This window comes from Rosenbergiella metrosideri (assembly GCF_022602565.1).
Lineage (GTDB): Bacteria > Pseudomonadota > Gammaproteobacteria > Enterobacterales > Enterobacteriaceae > Rosenbergiella > Rosenbergiella metrosideri.
The window spans coordinates 68,288-86,299 of sequence record NZ_JALBCV010000008.1; the positions used below are offsets into that span (position 1 = coordinate 68,288).

The 18,012-nt window shown below is 47.8% G+C and carries 16 protein-coding genes; 13 read left to right on the forward strand and 3 right to left on the reverse strand.

Translation table 11 applies throughout. The features are described from left to right. Positions 1–505 precede the first annotated feature (505 nt). The 8 genes from dacD to argE all read left to right on the forward strand — a co-directional run bounded on the left by dacD (position 506) and on the right by argE (position 7,863). Entirely contained in the window at positions 506–1,675 is a 1,170-nt protein-coding gene (gene dacD, locus MKR94_RS09620) for a serine-type D-Ala-D-Ala carboxypeptidase DacD (protein ID WP_241646709.1), read from the forward strand. 103 nt (positions 1,676–1,778) lie between these two features. Then, entirely contained in the window at positions 1,779–2,843 is a 1,065-nt protein-coding gene (locus MKR94_RS09625) for an FUSC family protein (RefSeq protein WP_241646710.1), read from the forward strand. A gap of 59 nt (positions 2,844–2,902) precedes the next feature. After that, positions 2,903–3,232 carry a DUF496 family protein gene (locus MKR94_RS09630; protein WP_048912228.1) on the forward strand — a complete coding sequence of 110 codons (330 nt, stop codon included), beginning with the start codon at positions 2,903–2,905 and terminating at the stop codon, positions 3,230–3,232. Between the two features lie 74 nt (positions 3,233–3,306). After that, positions 3,307–4,215, forward strand: a complete 909-nt coding sequence (locus MKR94_RS09635; RefSeq protein ID WP_241646711.1) for a 2-dehydropantoate 2-reductase — start codon at positions 3,307–3,309, stop codon at positions 4,213–4,215. A 117-nt stretch (positions 4,216–4,332) separates the two neighbouring features. After that, positions 4,333–5,589 carry a flavin-containing monooxygenase gene (locus MKR94_RS09640; RefSeq protein WP_241646712.1) on the forward strand — a complete coding sequence of 419 codons (1,257 nt, stop codon included), beginning with the start codon at positions 4,333–4,335 and terminating at the stop codon, positions 5,587–5,589. 18 nt (positions 5,590–5,607) lie between these two features. Next, positions 5,608–6,039, forward strand: coding sequence for a RidA family protein (locus tag MKR94_RS09645; RefSeq protein ID WP_241617280.1), 432 nt, complete (start codon positions 5,608–5,610; stop codon positions 6,037–6,039). After that, complete coding sequence (locus MKR94_RS09650) at positions 6,036–6,710, forward strand: DUF1028 domain-containing protein (protein ID WP_241646713.1); 675 nt, start codon at positions 6,036–6,038, stop codon at positions 6,708–6,710. Before MKR94_RS09645 ends, MKR94_RS09650 begins: the two co-directional genes overlap by 4 nt. Beyond that, positions 6,703–7,863 (forward strand): acetylornithine deacetylase, encoded by a 1,161-nt coding sequence (gene argE / locus MKR94_RS09655; RefSeq protein ID WP_241646714.1) that lies wholly within the window; start codon positions 6,703–6,705, stop codon positions 7,861–7,863. Before MKR94_RS09650 ends, argE begins: the two co-directional genes overlap by 8 nt. Here the strand turns inward: argE and MKR94_RS09660 are convergent. Continuing rightward, positions 7,838–8,767, reverse strand: coding sequence for a LysR family transcriptional regulator (locus tag MKR94_RS09660; RefSeq protein WP_241646715.1), 930 nt, complete (start codon positions 8,765–8,767; stop codon positions 7,838–7,840). The genes argE and MKR94_RS09660 overlap by 26 nt on opposite strands. A 178-nt stretch (positions 8,768–8,945) precedes the next feature. Here MKR94_RS09660 and MKR94_RS09665 point away from each other — a divergent pair, with 178 nt between their 5' ends. The 5 genes from MKR94_RS09665 to MKR94_RS09685 all read left to right on the forward strand — a co-directional run bounded on the left by MKR94_RS09665 (position 8,946) and on the right by MKR94_RS09685 (position 14,638). After that, positions 8,946–10,463: an amino acid ABC transporter permease/ATP-binding protein gene (locus MKR94_RS09665; protein WP_241646716.1), complete on the forward strand. Its 1,518-nt coding sequence runs from the start codon at positions 8,946–8,948 to the stop codon at positions 10,461–10,463. A gap of 12 nt (positions 10,464–10,475) precedes the next feature. Continuing rightward, positions 10,476–11,294 (forward strand): ABC transporter substrate-binding protein, encoded by an 819-nt coding sequence (locus tag MKR94_RS09670; protein WP_241646717.1) that lies wholly within the window; start codon positions 10,476–10,478, stop codon positions 11,292–11,294. A 9-nt stretch (positions 11,295–11,303) separates the two neighbouring features. Continuing rightward, on the forward strand, positions 11,304–12,074 hold the full coding sequence (locus MKR94_RS09675) for a class II aldolase and adducin N-terminal domain-containing protein (RefSeq protein ID WP_241646718.1): 771 nt from the start codon (positions 11,304–11,306) through the stop codon (positions 12,072–12,074). Continuing rightward, positions 12,046–13,008, forward strand: coding sequence for an NAD(P)-dependent oxidoreductase (locus MKR94_RS09680; RefSeq protein ID WP_241646719.1), 963 nt, complete (start codon positions 12,046–12,048; stop codon positions 13,006–13,008). The genes MKR94_RS09675 and MKR94_RS09680 overlap by 29 nt, the downstream gene beginning before the upstream one ends. Positions 13,009–13,090: 82 nt before the next feature. Further along, entirely contained in the window at positions 13,091–14,638 is a 1,548-nt protein-coding gene (locus tag MKR94_RS09685; RefSeq protein WP_241646720.1) for an APC family permease, read from the forward strand. A 737-nt stretch (positions 14,639–15,375) separates the two neighbouring features. Here MKR94_RS09685 and MKR94_RS09690 read toward each other — a convergent pair. Next, positions 15,376–16,878 (reverse strand): efflux transporter outer membrane subunit, encoded by a 1,503-nt coding sequence (locus MKR94_RS09690; RefSeq protein ID WP_241646721.1) that lies wholly within the window; start codon positions 16,876–16,878, stop codon positions 15,376–15,378. 14 nt (positions 16,879–16,892) lie between these two features. Beyond that, the gene (locus tag MKR94_RS09695; protein ID WP_241583225.1) at positions 16,893–18,008 is read right to left on the reverse strand and encodes an ABC transporter permease; all 1,116 of its coding nucleotides are present in this window, start codon (positions 18,006–18,008) and stop codon (positions 16,893–16,895) included. Positions 18,009–18,012: the final 4 nt, after the last annotated feature.

Below are 18,012 nucleotides of genomic sequence, written 5' to 3' on the forward strand. Positions count from 1 at the left end.
ATAAGGTATAAAAAAAGGCCGAAACTCGGCCTTGGTTATTTTTTAAATGTCTTTTTACGGGTAAGGACTTCTGTAAAATACGAAATCCCCAACCAAATTGCGATAATCCCTAGGATAATTCCAAAGACTAATAATAGTACGTTACTCATTTAAAACCCTTCTTGTTGTTCGGTAAGTGTAGGGTGAACATCACAAACAAGAAAGTGCATTAATCCTATTTATCGTACTGAGACTAGCCTAAGGGTGATGTCAATCAGTCGAGGCGTGGATATCCATTTTATGTGCTGCTTGTGGTAGCAGTCTATTGTGTGAATGGAGGGAGAGGGACGACTGTATCCAGAATAGACATGATAATGAGCGGAGTGGTGAGAAAAGTAAGCGTTGTGGTTGAAATCTACTCAACCTAGGAATTATTCACAAATTCTCACAATTAACAGGTGATAGATGGTTAAAAATACCGTAAAAAGGCCAACTATTCGTACAGTTAAGATATCCGAGGATTATTTTGAAAAGGCGCGCCACGTTAGTTGTTACTTCTTTAGTTTTCTATGCTGCGCATGCATTTGCGCAAGATGATGCATTACCTTTCTCGTTAGCGCCGCCTTCTATCGATGCTGCCTCATGGGTTCTGATGGATGCTAAAACTGGGCAAATTCTCACCGCGGGTAATCCCGATGAGCAACGCAATCCGGCTAGCCTGACAAAACTGATGACGGGGTATGTGGTGGATCGCGCAATCGACCAAAAACGTATCACCCGTGATGATAAAGTGACCGTAGGCCAAGACGCTTGGGGCGCCGGTAATCCAGTGTTTAAAGGTTCATCGCTGATGTTTCTAAAACCGGGTGATGTTTTAACCGTTCGGGATCTCAGCCGGGGGGTGATCATTGATTCGGGTAACGATGCCTGTGTGGCCTTGGCTGATTATGTCGCAGGTAGCCAAGAAAACTTTGTTGGCTTAATGAACCAATATGTCGCGAAGCTAGGTTTAAACAATACGCATTTCGAAACCGTACATGGCTTAGATGCGCCGGGACAGCACTCCACTGCACGTGATTTAGCTATTCTCTCTAAAGCCATCATCGATGGTGAGCCTGATTTTTATCAGATGTATAGCGAGAAAACATTAACATGGAACGGTATCACACAAAATAACCGTAACGGTTTGTTGTGGGATAATAGCTTGCATGTCGATGGGCTAAAAACGGGTCATACTGAAACGGCAGGCTTTAATATTATTGCCTCAAACGTGGTCGGTAATCATCGTCTGATAGCAGTCATTATGGGCGGTAAAAGCTCGAAGGGACGTGAAGAGCAGGCACGTAAACTATTAGTTTGGGGACAGAATAATTTTGACACCGTGCAGTTGTTCCACGCAGGCCGAGCGATTGGTAACGAAAATGTGTGGTACGGCAATCCTCATACTGTTGCAGTAGGGAGTGATAAAGACCTTTATCTCTCGCTACCTAAAAATGAGATCAATAACGTCAAAGCGAAATATATCATTGACAAAAAAGAGCTCGAAGCGCCGCTTGCGGCCAATCAGCCGATTGGTCAAATCAAGGTTATGGATAAAGATCATGAACTCGCCAGCTACCCATTGGTTGCGCTACAACCTGTGGCCGAAGCGGGGATCTTCACTCGTGCTATTGATTACATCAAACGGAAATTCTAGCGCTAATAGCCTCGTTCGCGAGGCTTTTTTACTTTTATGGTTAAAAAATGCGAGAAGTCAGGGTACACTGCCTACCATTATCTTCTAACACTTAGCGCGAGCTGTGAAAACCGATAAACCCCTCTCAAAACTCGAATATTGGCTCTATCGACATTATCGTTGGGTGCATGGTGTCCGTATTGCCATCGCGTTCTTAGCCTCCTTCATGCTCATCCGGATACTGAATATTCCCGAAGGAAGTTGGCCCTTAATTACCTTGGTGGTCGTGATTGGACCTATTTCTACTTGGGGCAATGTCTTTCCGCGAGCGATTCAGCGGATTATTGGTACAGTGATCGGATCAATATCCGGGCTGATCGCGCTTAAACTTGAAATGATCTCGCTGCCTCTTATGTTAGGCTGGTGCGGCATTGTTATGTTCTTCTGCGGTTATCTGACCTTGGGTAAACGCCCCTATATGGCACTATTGATAGGGATTACCCTAGGTGTGGTGGTCGGCGCGCCTGCGGGCGATTTCCTCACTGCGCTGTGGCGCGGCGGTGATGTCGTATTCGGTTGCTTACTCTCGATTTTTTTTACGGGAATCTTTACGCAGCGCGCTTACGTTTTCTGGCGCTTACGGTTGGCCGATGCATTGGTGGATAGTCGTAAAATCTATCACACCGGTTTATCGTCTAATCTTCTGGAAAAACCGCGTCTCAATAAGCCGTTGCAGAAGCTCTTGACGTCACTGATTAAAATGCGAAGCCTCCTGGAGCCGGCTTGTAAAGAAACACGGATTCCGCGGTCGGTGTTTGAGGGTATCCAGACCATCCAGCGCAATATGGTGAACACCATGGAGATGCAAATTAATGCATGGTGGTCTTCCCGTGAGAGCCATCTTTTATTACTGAATGCGCCGACGCTACGTCGTACTCAGGCCACGACAGAGCAAATGCTGGACGCGTTAGCCGAGATGCTGCGTAATGGTGTCAGTGAAAGTGACCAGCTGGCTTCTAGTAGTGCAGCGATGGACGAAATTACCGGTGAGCTGACCGAACTGCTCGCGCAAGCGGAACATGCCAAGGCAGAGTTAACCCCGGTGTATGGCTATGTCTGGCTAAGTCTTGAATTAACGAAACAATTAGAAAGAATGCGAGAGCTGATACGGTTAGCGCTACGGCGATAAACGGCTGTCGAATCCGAAAATCTATCCCCTGCAGAGCAGGTTCAACTAAAGGTGTTGTCATGGAAAATGCAAAACAGTCATTCCAGGATGTACTTGAGTTTGTAAGAATGTTTCGTCGTAAAAATAAGCTACAGCGTGAAATTACGGATAATGAGAAAAAAGTCCGTGATAATCAGAAACGTGTATTACTGCTCGACAACCTTAGCGAATATATCAAACCGGGAATGAGCGTCGAAGCGATACAAGAAATTATTGCCAGCATGCGCAGCGATTATGAAGATCGGGTTGATGAGTACATCATCAAGAATGCCGAGCTTTCCAAAGAGCGACGCGATCTGTCGAAAAAACTTAAAGTGCTCGGCGAGAGCAAAGCGCACGAAACAAAATAGAGCAAGGGCCTGATGATTCAGGCCTTTTTTTTCGCTCAACGTTAAACGGTCATGCTGATAACGGGATTAACACGATGAAAATTTTAGTGGTGGGCGCGGGCGCAACAGGCGGATATTTTGGCGCAAGGTTAGCGCAAGCCGGGCACGAGGTAGCATTCTTAGTGCGTGAAGGACGCGCTCAACAGCTGGCCGAAGAGGGATTGGTGATCAAAGGCTTTAATGATTCCTTTCGCCTGACGCCTCCTACTCTCACAGCAGAGACACTGAAGGATAATACATGGCAACTGATTATCCTCGCCGTCAAACACCCTCATCTGACACAGGTTATCGAACAGATCCGTCCTGCGGTCGGCGTCAAGACCTTTATTCTGCCGTTACTTAATGGCATGGATCATATCACCGCTTTGCAGCACCATTATGGTGATCGCGTTCTCGGCGGTTTATGTCAGATCTATGCGACGCTCAATAGCAAAAATGAGATTGAGCAGTTAACACCGCTACACCGAATCAGTTTTGGTGCCTTGTCCCCCGCGCAGCAGCAAGGAGTGATGACGCTCGCTAATGAACTCGACGGGGTGGGCTTTACCCTGCAAGAAAGTCAGGATATAGCCAGTGAGATGTGGGAAAAATATCTCTTTCTGAGTACGCTTGGCGCGGTCACCTGTTTGGCCCGGGCAGATACTCAACGGATTCTGTCGACCTCTGGGGGGGCACAGTATATTACGACGCTCTTTAATGAAGTGTTAACCATTATTGAAGCTGCAGGCTATCAGCCACGGCCCCAGGTCGTAGATCACCTGCTGACAACCTTACTGAATAGTCAGACGCCGCTTGTCTCTTCACTTTATCGAGATGTAATGGCGGGTAATGTTTCTGAAAGCGCTGCAATTATTGGGGTATTAGTCGAACGGGCTGCTGTAACCCAACAATCGATACCGGTTTTACAAGCGTGTTGGGTTCAGTTGCAGTTGGTAAAGGGTTGAGCGTAGCGCATCAAGTCATAGTTAATTTATCGTCAATCAGTAGTTTTATACTATTTTATTTACCTCATCCCAATGCCTATTCTGAGCGGCTACACGACGAATGAAGAGGCAGTGAGGATGAGTGATCACAAGGTCGATACTGTTGTTATTGGTGCGGGGCAAGCGGGTATTGCAATAAGCCGGCACTTGACCGAGAAGGGTATTTCCCATCGTGTGCTGGAAAAAAATCGTATTGCTGAAGCCTGGCGTACGGGGCGTTGGGATTCATTGGTTGCCAATGGACCGGCGTGGCATGACCGTTTCCCCGATCTTGACTTCGCTGGCTATACAGCCAATCAGTTTGTTGCGAAAGAGGATGTTGCAAACTATTTTGAAGAGTACGTGACTCAGTTCCAACTCCCTGTCGAATGCGGTGTTGAGGTGACACGAGTCACTAAAAAAGACAGACAATCTGGCTTTATAGTTGAAACCTCTACCGGACTTATAGATGCCAACAATGTCGTTGTGGCCACTGGTCCTTTTCATCATCCGGTTATTCCCTCCTTTGCGACGTCATTCAGCGCTATTCAGCCTATGCACTCTGCACAGTATTACAATCCGCAACAGCTAGCCCCAGGCGCGGTATTGGTGGTGGGTGCAGGATCTTCTGGTGTACAAATCGCCGATGAAATTCAACGTTCAGGGCGACAAGTTTACCTCTCTGTGGGCCCACACGACCGCCCCCCTCGTCGCTATCGAGGCCAAGATTTCTGTTGGTGGTTAGGGGTGTTGGGGTTGTGGGATGCCACGGAACATGCACCGGGTAAAAGCCACGTCACGATTGCTGTCAGCGGCGCGAGAGGGGGCGAGACTATCGACTTTAGACGTTTAGCACAACAAGGTATTATTTTGACGGGCATGACGGAAGCTTTCAATGCTAAGGGCGTGACCTTCAAAGCCGACTTGCTCGATAATATCAAGAATGGCGATGAGAGTTATCTCGCTCTGTTGGATGCAGCCGATGCGTGGGTTGAGCGGAATGGGGCAGACTTCCCCGAAGAGCCCTCAGCGCGCGAGCGCGTGGAAGATGCGGAATGCCTACAATCGCCCTTAACAAGTCTGGATCTGGTCGCTGCGGGAGTGGGAACGATTATCTGGGCGACAGGCTATACCACCGATTATCGCTGGTTAGAGGTAGATGTCATCGATGAACAGGGCAAACCTCGCCAGCAACGGGGCGTCTCTTGCGAACGTGGCCTTTATTTCCTTGGCCTGCCTTGGCAATCGCGTCGAGGTTCCTCATTTATCTGGGGCGTTTGGCATGACGCGAAATATATCGCTGACCAAATAGCCATCCAACATAATTATCTGTCTCATATTACCCCCACAGCCTAACGCGATAAGGAGTCTTCTATGGTATCGCCAACGCATACGCGCATCAGAATGTTTAACACCAAAGAGACTTATCCTAATCAATCTTTGGATAATGATTTATGTCAGGCGGTGAAAGCAGGGAATACCGTTTATGTCAGAGGGCAGGTGGGAACAGACTTCCACGGCAATTTGGTTGGGCTAGGGGATCCTGCCGCCCAAGCAGAACAAGCGATGAAAAATGTGAAAACCTTGCTTGAAGAAGCCGGTTCTGACCTCAGCCATATTGTGAAAACGACGACCTATATTACCGATCCCCGTTTTAGAGAACCGGTCTATCGCGAGGTAGGTAAATGGCTTAAGGGCGTCTTTCCAATTTCAACAGGATTAGTCGTCAGTGGATTAGCCCAGGCCGAATGGTTAATGGAAATCGATATTATTGCGGTAATTCCAGAGAGTGAGGAGAAGTCATGACCATCTCGATTAGTGGGTACTGTCCGAAGACAGGTCAGCTCGGTATTGCTATCAGCTCCTCGAGTATTGCTGTTGGACAGCGCTGTCCTTGGATTTACCCAAAAATTGGTGCGGTGTCTTCTCAAAATGTGACGTTACCCTCGTTAGGGCCCACGGTGCTTGAGGCACTTAAGCAAGGTAAGAGTGCGGAACAGGCGCTTGCGACAGTGATTGACCAAGAACCTTATCGTGACTTTCGGCAGGTCACCGTCATTGATTCTTCGGGGCACAGTGCCGTTTGGAGTGGGGCGAAGACCTTAGGAGTGTGGTATAGCAGTCAAGGGGAAGCCTGTATTGCAGCGGGAAATATGCTGGCGAACTCCCAAGTGACCGATGTTGCCATACGCGCCTTTATGCAGCAGGACGGTGAGCTGGGTGAACGGTTACTTAGCGCTTTGGAAGCTGCGATCAAGGCCGGTGGCGAGGCGGGACCGGTGCATTCAGCGGCGCTTAAGGTATACGGTGACCAGTCATGGCCGCTTACCGACCTTCGTGTCGATTGGTCTGACAGTGACCCTACCGTTGCATTACGTCAACTTTGGCAGCAGTGGCAGCCTCAGCAACAAGATTATTTACAACGCGCACTGGATCCACGATGTGCTCCTCGCTATGGAGTTCCGGGTAATGAGTGACCGTCTACAACGCACGCTTCAACGGCTTAACGACTTGGTGAGTTTTGATACGACCAGTCGAGAGAGTAATTTAGCGCTTATTGACTATGTGCAAGATTATCTTAGCAAACAAGGTTTCGATGCTGAGGTTCTCTATAATGCGCAAAAAACCAAAGCAAATTTAGTGGTCTGCATAGGGCCCCGCGTAGCGGGAGGGATCCTACTCTCTGGGCATACGGATGTCGTGCCTATCGATGGCCAGCACTGGAATTATCCGCCTTTTTCTCTCACCCTTGAAGATGAACGTTGTTATGGGCGCGGCACCACAGATATGAAAGGATTTGTGGCCTGTTGCCTCGCGATAATAAGTGAGATCGATCCTCAACAGCTGAAAAAACCCCTGTGGCTAGGGTTGAGCTACGACGAAGAGGTAGGTTGCCTGGGAGTCCATGAATTACTCAATTATCTTGCTGCCCAGCCGGTTAAACCAGAACTCTGTCTCGTCGGCGAGCCAACCAGTATGCGTCCAGTTAATGGACACAAGGGGAAAGTTGCCCTGCGCTGTCAGGTGAAGGGTAAAGAGTGCCACTCTGCGTACACTCCGCAAGGGGTCAATGCGATTCAGTATGCTGCGCGTTTAATTCATTTTATTCTTGAACAAGAAAAGCAACTGATAGAAAAGGGTGACCTACGCTTTGATCCCCCTTTTAGTACGCTTCATGTTGGGACAATATCAGGCGGTGAAGCGCTGAATATCGTTCCTAATTTCTGTCAGTTTGATATGGAATTACGCTACTTACCGCAACAATCACCCAGTGAAGTGGTCGACGGCCTTAAAACCTATGCGCAACATCAGCTTGTACCCGCTATGCGCGAAATAAGTGCAGACTGTGACATTTCTTTCAAAACGTTAGCCGCCTATCCAGGGTTGTATCTCGATGAAATGACGCCTTGGTTACAACAGTTATTAACGTGGACAGACTCCTCTACTGCGCACACCGTATCATTCGGGACTGAAGGTGGCCTTTACCAAGCCTCGGGAATAACGTCCATTATTTGTGGCCCAGGCAGTATGGCGCAAGGCCACAAGCCTGATGAGTATATCGAGAAAGACCAATTAAGGCAGTGTCTCAAGCTGCTCGAACGTATTATTTGCCATCTTTATGAGAAATAGCATCAGAATTCAGATGTTCTGCACAATATTGCTTAAAAAGTTCCGCTGGCATAGTCAGCGGATTTTGTTTTAGCCAAGCGGTGACTAATCCCGAGCCTTCCACCACATCCTTCAATTTGAGTGTCACCAATTTTTGGCCATCGTAGGTGGTATCGCCCTGAGGTCGCGTAACGAGAAATGCGAAACCAAAGCCCTGTCCAACCATTCCCCTCACCATTTCTATCGACGGTGAACTGAAAAGAATATTCGGTTCGAGGCCCGCTTGGGTAAATAGACTAACAAAGTAGTGCCGGCTGGGTATAACGTCTAATAAAATCATTGGCAAAGGTGCGAGTTCGGCCAAGCTCAAAGACTCTTTCTTAGCGAAGGGATGGTTGGCCGGTAGTAGTACATAGGGGGGTTGTGGTGCGAGTAAAGGCATCGTCTCAATCGCCACATCAAGGTGATGTTGATAGAGCAGCACTAGGTCAAAATTCCCCGCCATCAACCCTTTGACCAGCTCATCTTGTTCCCCATCGCGAACCGTGACCTCGACCCCCGGGTAGCAGTCTTTAAACCCACGCAGTAACTTCGGTAAAATTAGCGGGGCCACGGTCTCAAAACAGCCAATTTCAATCTTACCTGATACGACATTGTTATCCGCCAGTGCATTTTGCTCAAATTCGTGAGCGGTTCTGATCAGCTTTAGTGCTTTATGATAAAACCTTGCCCCAGAAGGGGTCAGTGAAACGCCTTGAGCATGGTGGCGAATAAATAATGTTATGCCAAAACTCTCCTCCAACCCTTTAATGGCTGTAGAAATAGAGGGTTGTGCAATGAATAATTGACGAGACGCTTTAGCTACACTGCCACACTCGACGGTGGTAATAAAATACTTAAGTTGGCGTAATGTATAGTTTGCCATGGCTTTCCCTCAAATTGAGAGCTATGAAGCATGTCGTATCATGTAAGCATAGTTTTTTTATCTTTTGAATGAATAAATTTAATAATTTACCTTCCTAGCTAATGGTCTGAAGATTGCAGAACTCACACAGTGTTTCATGTAGGTGCGGGCTCGTATCTACCGATTAAGGGAATCAACTATGAGTTTTGATTGGAGTTATTTTTTTAGTTTATTCAAAGATAAAGATTTCTGGGCAGCAACCTGGACAGTGGTGAGTCTGAGTATATCGGCTTGGGTAATCAGCATTGTTGTAGGGTTTCTGCTTGCCTTGGCACGTCAACAAAAACATTGGCTTCCGCAAACCTTCGCCCGCAGTTATATCTGGTTCTTTCGCAGCTTACCGTTATTGGTGCTACTGATCTTTGTGTATAACTTACCTCAAGCACTCCCTTCGACCTCTATCATTCTCAGTAATCCCTATTGGTCAGGGCTGATTGCCTTGGTACTGAGCGAAAGTGCGTACATTGCTGAGATTCACCGCGGTGGATTGCTATCCATTCCGAAAGGGCAATACGAAGCAGGCAAAGCGTTAGGCCTACGCTATGCCGTACTGCAATATAAAATCATTATCCCCCAGGCAATACGTGTCGCCTTACCTGCACTGGCTAATGAATTTATTTCCATCGTGAAATTAACGTCACTGGTCTCCGTCGTGTCATTAACGGAGATCTTATTGGTAGGGCAGCGTCTATATACCGAAAATTTCTTGGTGATGGAAACGATGTGTGCCGTTGCTATCTACTACATTTTGGTCGTCACCGTTTTTGATACGGCGCTTAAGCGTTTCGAAGCCTGGTTAGACTTATCTAAGCGAATTCGTCGCCCAGCAGTCGATCCCACTTTATACGCGCTAGCGACTACGCCAGTGATCTCTGAGGACTCATCGACCACCGCTTTACACTATGCATTGGAAGCCAAGGATTTACATAAAGCGTTCAATAATATCGAGGTACTGGGAAGAGTGAATTTGGCGGTCAAGCCCGGTGAAGTTATCTCAATTATTGGTCCTTCGGGGTCAGGAAAAACGACCTTTATTCGTCTACTCAATGGTATGGATAAGGTGGATAGCGGCGAGGTTTGGTTGAACGACCAGTCCTTTATTAAGCTTCAACGCAACGGACCCGGTAAAGAAACGTTTTATGAAAATACGGCGCTGAGTCAACAAATCGGCATGGTCTTCCAAGGCTTTAATCTTTTCCCACATCTGACTGTATTGGAGAATTTGTTGCTGGCCCCCACTTGGCACAAGTTAGGTGATGCCTCACAACGTAAACACAATGCGGCGATGATTTTACACAAGGTCGGCATGCTCGACCATGCCAATAAGTATCCTCACCAACTATCAGGGGGGCAGCAACAACGGGTTGCTATCGCCCGTGCCTTAATGATGAAGCCCCGCATCATGCTATTTGATGAACCCACCTCCGCGTTAGATCCTGAGAAAGTCGCAGAAGTGCTGCAGGTGATCGAGCAACTGGCACGAGAGGGGATCACGATGTTGATCGTGACTCATGAGATGAAGTTTGCCTTCAGTATTTCTGACCGAGTGGTGTTTATGGAGCAGGGACGTATTGTTTGTGATGACTCACCGGAAAGGTTACGTCAGGGCGATAATCCTCGTATAAAGCAGTTTTTAAAAGATATTTCTTTCGACTAAAAGGTGATGATCATGAAAAAAACAGCAATTGTTACATTATGCAGTGCAGTCGCTTTATTTAATACGGTCAATGCTCAGGCTGACTTTTTACAGCCAACTAAGATTATTGCGGGATCAGACGTTACCTTCGCACCCTACGAATATATGAGTGAAGGAAAACCGGCAGGCTTCGATATCGAAATGTTATCGGGCATTGCCAAGCAGTTAACTCGACAAGTCGTGACAGTTGACACCCGCTTTCCAAATCTTATTCCAGGATTACGGGGTAAACGTTTCGATGTGACCAACTCGGCAATGTACATCACACCTGAACGGTTGAAAGTGATTGATATGATCCCTTATCTCAAAACCGGCCAGCAAATATTAGCCCTAGCGAACTCTAGCTATCAACCCAAGACACCCGATGAATTTTGCGGACATAAGATTGGTACTATGGCCGGTTCTTCTTTTCTACAACATTTACAGCAATTTTCTGACGATCACTGCGTAAAGCAAGGCAAGCCGCCGATAAAAATCAGTGAGTTCCCAACTGATCCGCAAACGACACAAGCTTTGCTTTCTCATGCCATTGATGCACAGATTACAGATGTCGCGGTGGCTCAATCAGCGGTTAACAAATTATCCGGTAAAGTCCGCGTGAGTTCTAAGCAATTACTTTACCCAGTATTGATGGGCATAGGGGTAAGAAAGGATGAACCTGAAGTGAAGGCGGCAATTACCCAAGGATTGGCCAAATTCCGTCAAACGGCGGAGTACCGTCAACTGTTCGAGCGTTACCATTTTACCGCGCCAAGCGACCAAGAGATCCAAGCGTTAACAGCCACCGAGTAAGAGGTCGATATGACAGAGCATGAATTACAACTGCGCATCGATTTAGCAGCATGTTTCAGATTGGTTGCTGAGTTAGGGATGCATGAGGCCGTGGCGAATCATTTTAGTGCAGCGGTCTCTCCCGAAGGCAATACTTTTTTAATCAATCCTAAATGGGTTCATTTTTCACAAATTACTGCGGAAAATTTACTATTACTTGACGCAAATAACCCCCAGGACGCACTGCGCGAAGATGTTGATGCGACAGCGTGGGCAATACATGGTCAAATTCATCGTCGTCGCCCGGATATCCGGGCGGTTCTTCACCTACATCCTATCTATACTACGACGATCGCCTGTCTTGAAGACCCTCGTATTTTACCGATTGACCAAACAACTGCGCGGTATTTCAATCGTATTGCGTTTGATGAACAGTATGGCGGAATGGCAGAGACGGAAGCAGAAGGTGCACGTTTGGTGGGCTTACTGGGTAACCACCAGCGATTATTGATGGGTAATCATGGGGTGATGGTCACAGCGAAAACGATTGGCGAAGCCTTCGACGATATCTATACCCTAGAGCGTGCCTGTACTTTCTTAGTTAAGGCTTACAGTACTGGTCGTCCATTACGGATCTTGTCCGATGAGGTGGCAGAGAAAACGGCACAGGGTTGGGAGGCAATCACTGATTTTTCACAGGCGCATTTTGAGCAAATGAAAAAAATCTTATTAGCGCGTGAGTCTCTTCACCAGAATAACGAGGGAGCTATCGATGTCACTGAGAGCCGTTTTACTCGATGAGGATCAGCTTATTGCAGACAAGGAGGATAGAGAGCGATTGGTGCAGGCATTTACGCACTGTGAACGTTTTGCCTCATCCACTCCGCCGCAATGTACCACACGACTTCGTTTCGCCGAGGTGGTAATCACTAACGGCACCCCCTTGACGCGTGAGCAGCTCTCTCAGGCTAAGCATTTACGATTGATTTTGATCGGTGGGACGGGCTACGAGTATGTTGACCACCAAGCGGCCAGCGAACTTGGTATAGCGATCTATAATTGCCGAGAATACGGCATCGATAGTATTGCGCAACATACTTTTGCATTGATGCTCGCATTAACTAACAGTATCCCTCAATTTCAACGAACGGTGCGGAGTCAGCAGTGGCAACAAGCAGGTACTTTTTGCCTATTAAGCGAACCCATTAGCGAATTAAAAGATAAAACGTTGGCTATTATTGGCTGTGGGGCGGTAGGGCAGCGTGTGCAAGCCCTTGCACAGGCATTTGGTATGACAGTCAAGCTCGCCGAACTTCCTGGCCGCCCTCTTCGGTCAGGAAGAACCCCCTTAGACGAGTTACTTCCTATGGCCGACATCGTAAGTCTGCATTGTCCGCTTACCGAGCAGACTCACACACTTTTCACCGCAGAACGGTTAGCCTTGATGAAGCGTAGTGCTTTTCTTATCAATACGGCGCGTGGGGCGATTGTTGATGAGCAAGCCTTAGCCGAAGCTTTGGCTAAAGGAAAACTTGCAGGTGCCGGAATTGACGTGTTTTGTGACGAGCCTCCTTGCTCCTCACATCCTTTGCTTGCCGAGGCATTAGGCACTAAAGTCATTGCAACTCCGCATGTCGCCTGGGGAAGCGCGCAGGCTAGAAAAAAAATGGTGCATCAAATGGTTGAAAACTTCCGCCATTTTACTGAAGGCAATAGGTTGCGAAGAGTTATTTAACTTTCCATTCACTTAAGTTGGCATAGAATCTGCTTTACCCCTGACGTAGGTCACAATAAAAACAAGACAGGGGTAAATGTTTATGGCAAAGGGTGAATTGAAAAAAAGACTCAGCTTAGTCGACTTATCATTACTCGGCATCGGGTCGATGATCGGTTCGGGATGGCTGTATGCAGCATTAAATAGTTCAGGTTATGCAGGTGGCAATACGGGGTGGGCCTGGACCTTAGGCGCTATTATCGTGTTGTTAATTGGGTTAGTGTCGGCCGAACTTTCTGCGGCCATCCCTCGCGCAGGGGGATTTGTACGGTATCCCAATTATTCCCACGGTAATATCGTCGGTTTTGTGATTGGGGTCAGTTCATTATTAGCCTACACCAGTACAGCGGGTGTGGAAGTCGAGGCCGTCAGGCAATACGCCCTCTACTGGTGGCCAGCACTAGGCCATAGCGACGGTAACCCAACAACGCTGGGGTTTGCGGTACAGATTGGTCTGCTGGTGATCTTCTTCCTTCTAAACTATTGGAGTGTCAGCGTTTTTGGCCGGGTGAACACGATTATCACAACCTTTAAGTTTATCGTGCCGCTGATTACCATCGTTACGCTACTGCTCTATTATAACTCTGCCAACTTACAGGTCCCGCCTGCGCCTCCTGGCGGTGCACACGGTGTCTTTACTTCGCTGACTGGTGCAGGGATCGTCTTCGCCTACTTAGGGTTTCGGCAAGCGGTCGATTTCGCCAGTGAGGCAAAAAATCCGCAACGCAACGTGCCTATCGCTATCTGTATCGCCATTGCGGTCAGCTTTGTTATCTACCTCGCCTTGCAATATGCATTTATGGGCGCGGTGCCAAGTGATGTGCTCTCTGCGCACGGCTGGGCGGGATTGAAAGCGATTTTCCAATCGCCTTATGCCGATCTGGCACGTAGCTTAGGGCTGATGTGGTTAATCAATCTTATTTTGGTCGATGCCGTTATCTCTCCTGCAGGCACTGGTAATATCTATCTGGCGAGTGCGGCGCGGGTTCTTTTTGCCCTCGCACGTAACGGACATCTGTGGAAAAGTGCAGGTGAGGTAGATGAAAAGTCAGGTGTACCGCGTGGTGCATTATGGTTAGCGTTAATCTTATCGATTGCGTGGACCTTACCTTCGGAATTCCAAGTCTGGGGAGGACTGATCGGTGCGGTCACCTCTGCCACGGTCTTTACCTATATGCCCGGGCCGGTAACCTTAGCCGCGTTTCGTACCCATCTGCCAGGCTTACATCGACCTTTCCGTTTACCAATGGCGGCGATTTTAAGCCCGCTCTCTTTTGTCGCCAGCACACTCTTAATCTACTGGAGTGGTTGGTCGGTGAACGAAATCCTGATCCCGATCTTTATCGTGGCATGGGTAGGTTATGCACTGTTAAGCAGAAAGAGTCCAACTTATCAGCAGGATATCGCCTGTAGTTGGTGGCTATTAGCCTATTATATTGCGATGTTAATTTTATCTAAAATCGGTACTTTCGACGGGCTTAATCTGCTCAGTACTCCGATGGATATGATTATTGTCACCATCGTTGCGCTGATCTGCTATTACTGGGGAGCCAAAACCAGTATCGCGAAACCGGTTATTGCCGAAGAGTGATAATTTATTAGCCTCGGAGCGCCTACGCTCCGGGGTGATTTTATCACTCCCTCAGTGAACAGTGTTGTCGCGCTCATCGAAAATGCTTTGCTACACAGGGATAATGATGGTAAGCCGCTTCTCGACGTTCAATCTCGCCGTCAAGCCGCTCAGTCTCGATGCGCCGACGAGCATCTTTAGCGGTACAACGGTATGTATTAAGGCTATCAAGGTCAACGTCCCGTTTTCGTCACCGTATAAACGAAACCCATAATTGGAACCAACTCGCCATTTATACACGCCTTTCACGGCAATGCGGTCACTCTCGATGGCCCCGCATTCTTATAAAAGTCGACAATCGAGCTTCTTTTCTTCGCATTATAAATTCGACATGACGATGCTATTACATCGTCAAAGAGTAAGCTCGGGTAACTTGACTCACTTCTCGACGCACCTAACCCTATACTTTAGGTATTATTGATACCCACTAACAGGAGCAGAGGGGCCATAATCTTCACTGCCATAAATAAGTGCTTGAAAGAAAAAAGGCGCCGTAAGTTCTTACTGCTATGAAATAATGCCGAGTGAGGTCAGTAAAATAGGAAGAGCCCCAGTAAACTGCCACCTCGCAAGAGTGATAAGAAACAGTCATTAGGTTATTGTAACGTGTCGCAGAGTGAGCGGGGCTAAGCCCCGCTGTATCACGCCATTCTCTATGGCGCGAAAAACTTAGAAAGCATTAGGGGGGGGATACTTCTCTATATGGACTCGCTTGGCACATTCCCCAATGCCCGATTGACGGCTACAAAGGCTTGCATGACATCACGTTGTGCATTGGCTAAGTCGATTCGAGCTTGGATATCGCTGCGTTGGCTGTCAATCACATCGATAAAATCTGTCGCCCCCCCTTGGTAGCGTGCCTGTGCTAAGGCATAGGCTTGGGCTGCGCTGGCAGCTCGCTGGCGTTGATGTTGTAAAGTTTGTTGTGCAGCAGCATAGCGACTCAGTGCATCGTCGATTTCTTGCCAAGCAGTGAGTACGGTCTTATGGAACGCCACAGCGGCTTGTTGTTGATCCACTTCACGTAAGACTATCGTGGATTTACGCCGTCCATAATCGAACAGGGGTAAATCTATATGTGGGCCAATTGACCAGGTCCGACTGGCCCACTCTGAAAAATCACTACTGTTATAGGTGTCTAACCCAAAACTCCCGGTTAACGTGATCCGAGGATAGAGCTCGGCTTTAGCAACACCGATGCGGGCCGTTGCCGCATGTAGCTTAGCTTCAGCGGCTTGGATATCAGGGCGTTGGCGAATAGTGTCTGACGATAAGCCAACGGATAACGTTGGGAGAGCGAGTGGATGCACTGTATCCCTGCGAGCCATAAGCATTTCATGTAACGATCCCGGATGCTCACCGACTAACAGGAGAATTTGGTTAGTTGCCTGAGCCTCCTGCTGTCGTAAATTGATTAATTTAGCTTGCGCGACAGATTCATCAGCTTGCTGCAAGGCTTGCGACCGGTAATCCAATTGCCCATAGCGCGTTTTAACGGCGATGAGTCGCAGTCTTTCGCTTGTCGCCTGTTGATCTTGGTACGCTAAATCGATCTGTTGTTGAATATTTCTAAGTGTAGAATATTGCGTGATCAGGTCACTGATAATACTTAGCTGCGCGGTTTTCAACATTGCCTGCTGTGCGGCCAGATCAGCCTTAGCGGCTTCAACGGAACGACGAACATGTCCCCAAAAATCAATTTCCCACGAAGCATTCACACCAATTTGGTAACTGGTGTAAGGTGAGGCGAGTAACCCAACGTATTCATCAGGTTCCTGCACCAAAGAACGTATTGCACGCGTCGAGGAGCCATTTTCACTAATTTGCTGACGGATTATCTGACCGGTGGCATCAACTTGGGGCGCTAACTGCGACGCCGTCACCCCAGCTTGCGCCTGAGCACTTAAAAAGTGCAACGCCGCCGTTTGCAGGTCGGGGTTGGCATTCAGTGCAAGAATAACGAGTTGATTTAATACTGGGTCTTGGTAATTTTTCCACCAGTCCCCACTGTTGTGATCTCCAGTGGTAGCAGGTCCTTGTAGGGAAGGATCACCACTGTGCCAAGATGCCCCACGTGGCGGACCAGCTAAAGTGGGGGAATGAAACTCTGGTCCGACGGTGCACCCACAGAGCGAGAGGGCTACCAGTGACGGTAGGACAGTCAGTTTACTATAATGGGTGATTAGTTTTAGGGATTTCATGAAAGCACCTAGTCTCAATAAAGACGATTACGAAACAACCAAGCAGCTAGCGGAAGCGTAATCGCTGCCATAACGAGCATTGGAATAAAATTGAAGGCTATATCGTAGAAATCAGCCCCTTCGAGATACACTCGCCGTACAAGATCAATCGCAAACCTAAGCGGATTAGCGTAGGTCATTATGTTGAGGATTTCTGGCATGGTTTCAATTGGGCTTAAGAGGCCTGAGAGCAGCATCAGTGGCATCATGACCAAGAAGGTATAAAGCATGGCTTGCTGCATATTGAGTGCCACGGCAGAGAGCGAGAGGCCAATCCCCACAGCGGCGATGTTAAAGCATAACAGACCGAAATAGAGCAGTAACAATGAGCCGTGCATGGGGATGCGGAACCAATAGAGGATAATCAGTAAGATAATGGTGGACTGTAATAAGCCAATTAATATTGAAGGAATAGCCTTACCCAATAGGAGTTGCATTGGGGTATAGGGTGTGACGAGTAATTGATCGAAAGTACCTTGTTCTCTTTCCCGTGCGACGGACAGTGCCGCCAACATCAAGGTTTGTAACATACTTAGCGAAGCGATGAGTGAAGGCATCATCCCCCACTGTGAATCTAAATTTGGGTTATACCAAGCGCGCGTTTCCAACACCGGAATATCGCTGTGCCCCCCTCGGTCTTGATTATAACGACTGACCACTGTACTGACATAATTGGCTGCAGCACTGGCTGTTGATGAATTTCGTCCATCTAGGATAACTTGTACGGGTGCGGTACTATTATGATTGAGCTTAGAGGCAAAATCAGAAGGAATCACTATCACCAACAATGCGTGATCAGTGTCGATGGCCTGCGAAACTTGTGACGAGCTTGTTAGTGTCGAAATACGGTGGAACACCCCGGTTCCATCGAGATGAGTGATCAGCTGCGTTGAAGCTTCACTCTGGCTTTGATCCAGTAGCGCATAACTTACGTTATTCACATCGGTATTCGCCGCATAACCAAAAAGCAAAGCTTGCAGTAGAGGAGGGGCAAACAAGATAACTCTATTGGCGGGTTCTTTTAATATCGCTAAGATCTCTTTGTGGATTAAAAATCCCACACGTCTTAGCCAAATCATAACCGTATGCATCGGT

What these genes read in the sequence shown, in the direction of transcription:
- MKR94_RS09685 (WP_241646720.1), top strand. Translation starts at nt 13,091, where the DNA reads ATGGCAAAGGGTGAATTGAAAAAAAGACTCAGCTTAGTCGACTTATCA.
- MKR94_RS09645 (WP_241617280.1), top strand. Translation starts at nt 5,608, where the DNA reads ATGGTATCGCCAACGCATACGCGCATCAGAATGTTTAACACCAAAGAG.
- MKR94_RS09675 (WP_241646718.1), top strand. Translation starts at nt 11,304, where the DNA reads ATGACAGAGCATGAATTACAACTGCGCATCGATTTAGCAGCATGTTTC.
- MKR94_RS09630 (WP_048912228.1), top strand. Translation starts at nt 2,903, where the DNA reads ATGGAAAATGCAAAACAGTCATTCCAGGATGTACTTGAGTTTGTAAGA.
- MKR94_RS09690 (WP_241646721.1), bottom strand. Translation starts at nt 16,878, where the DNA reads ATGAAATCCCTAAAACTAATCACCCATTATAGTAAACTGACTGTCCTA.
- MKR94_RS09650 (WP_241646713.1), top strand. Translation starts at nt 6,036, where the DNA reads ATGACCATCTCGATTAGTGGGTACTGTCCGAAGACAGGTCAGCTCGGT.
- MKR94_RS09670 (WP_241646717.1), top strand. Translation starts at nt 10,476, where the DNA reads ATGAAAAAAACAGCAATTGTTACATTATGCAGTGCAGTCGCTTTATTT.
- MKR94_RS09635 (WP_241646711.1), top strand. Translation starts at nt 3,307, where the DNA reads ATGAAAATTTTAGTGGTGGGCGCGGGCGCAACAGGCGGATATTTTGGC.
- MKR94_RS09665 (WP_241646716.1), top strand. Translation starts at nt 8,946, where the DNA reads ATGAGTTTTGATTGGAGTTATTTTTTTAGTTTATTCAAAGATAAAGAT.
- MKR94_RS09640 (WP_241646712.1), top strand. Translation starts at nt 4,333, where the DNA reads ATGAGTGATCACAAGGTCGATACTGTTGTTATTGGTGCGGGGCAAGCG.
- MKR94_RS09695 (WP_241583225.1), bottom strand. Translation starts at nt 18,008, where the DNA reads ATGCATACGGTTATGATTTGGCTAAGACGTGTGGGATTTTTAATCCAC.
- argE (WP_241646714.1), top strand. Translation starts at nt 6,703, where the DNA reads ATGAGTGACCGTCTACAACGCACGCTTCAACGGCTTAACGACTTGGTG.
- MKR94_RS09660 (WP_241646715.1), bottom strand. Translation starts at nt 8,767, where the DNA reads ATGGCAAACTATACATTACGCCAACTTAAGTATTTTATTACCACCGTC.
- MKR94_RS09680 (WP_241646719.1), top strand. Translation starts at nt 12,046, where the DNA reads ATGTCACTGAGAGCCGTTTTACTCGATGAGGATCAGCTTATTGCAGAC.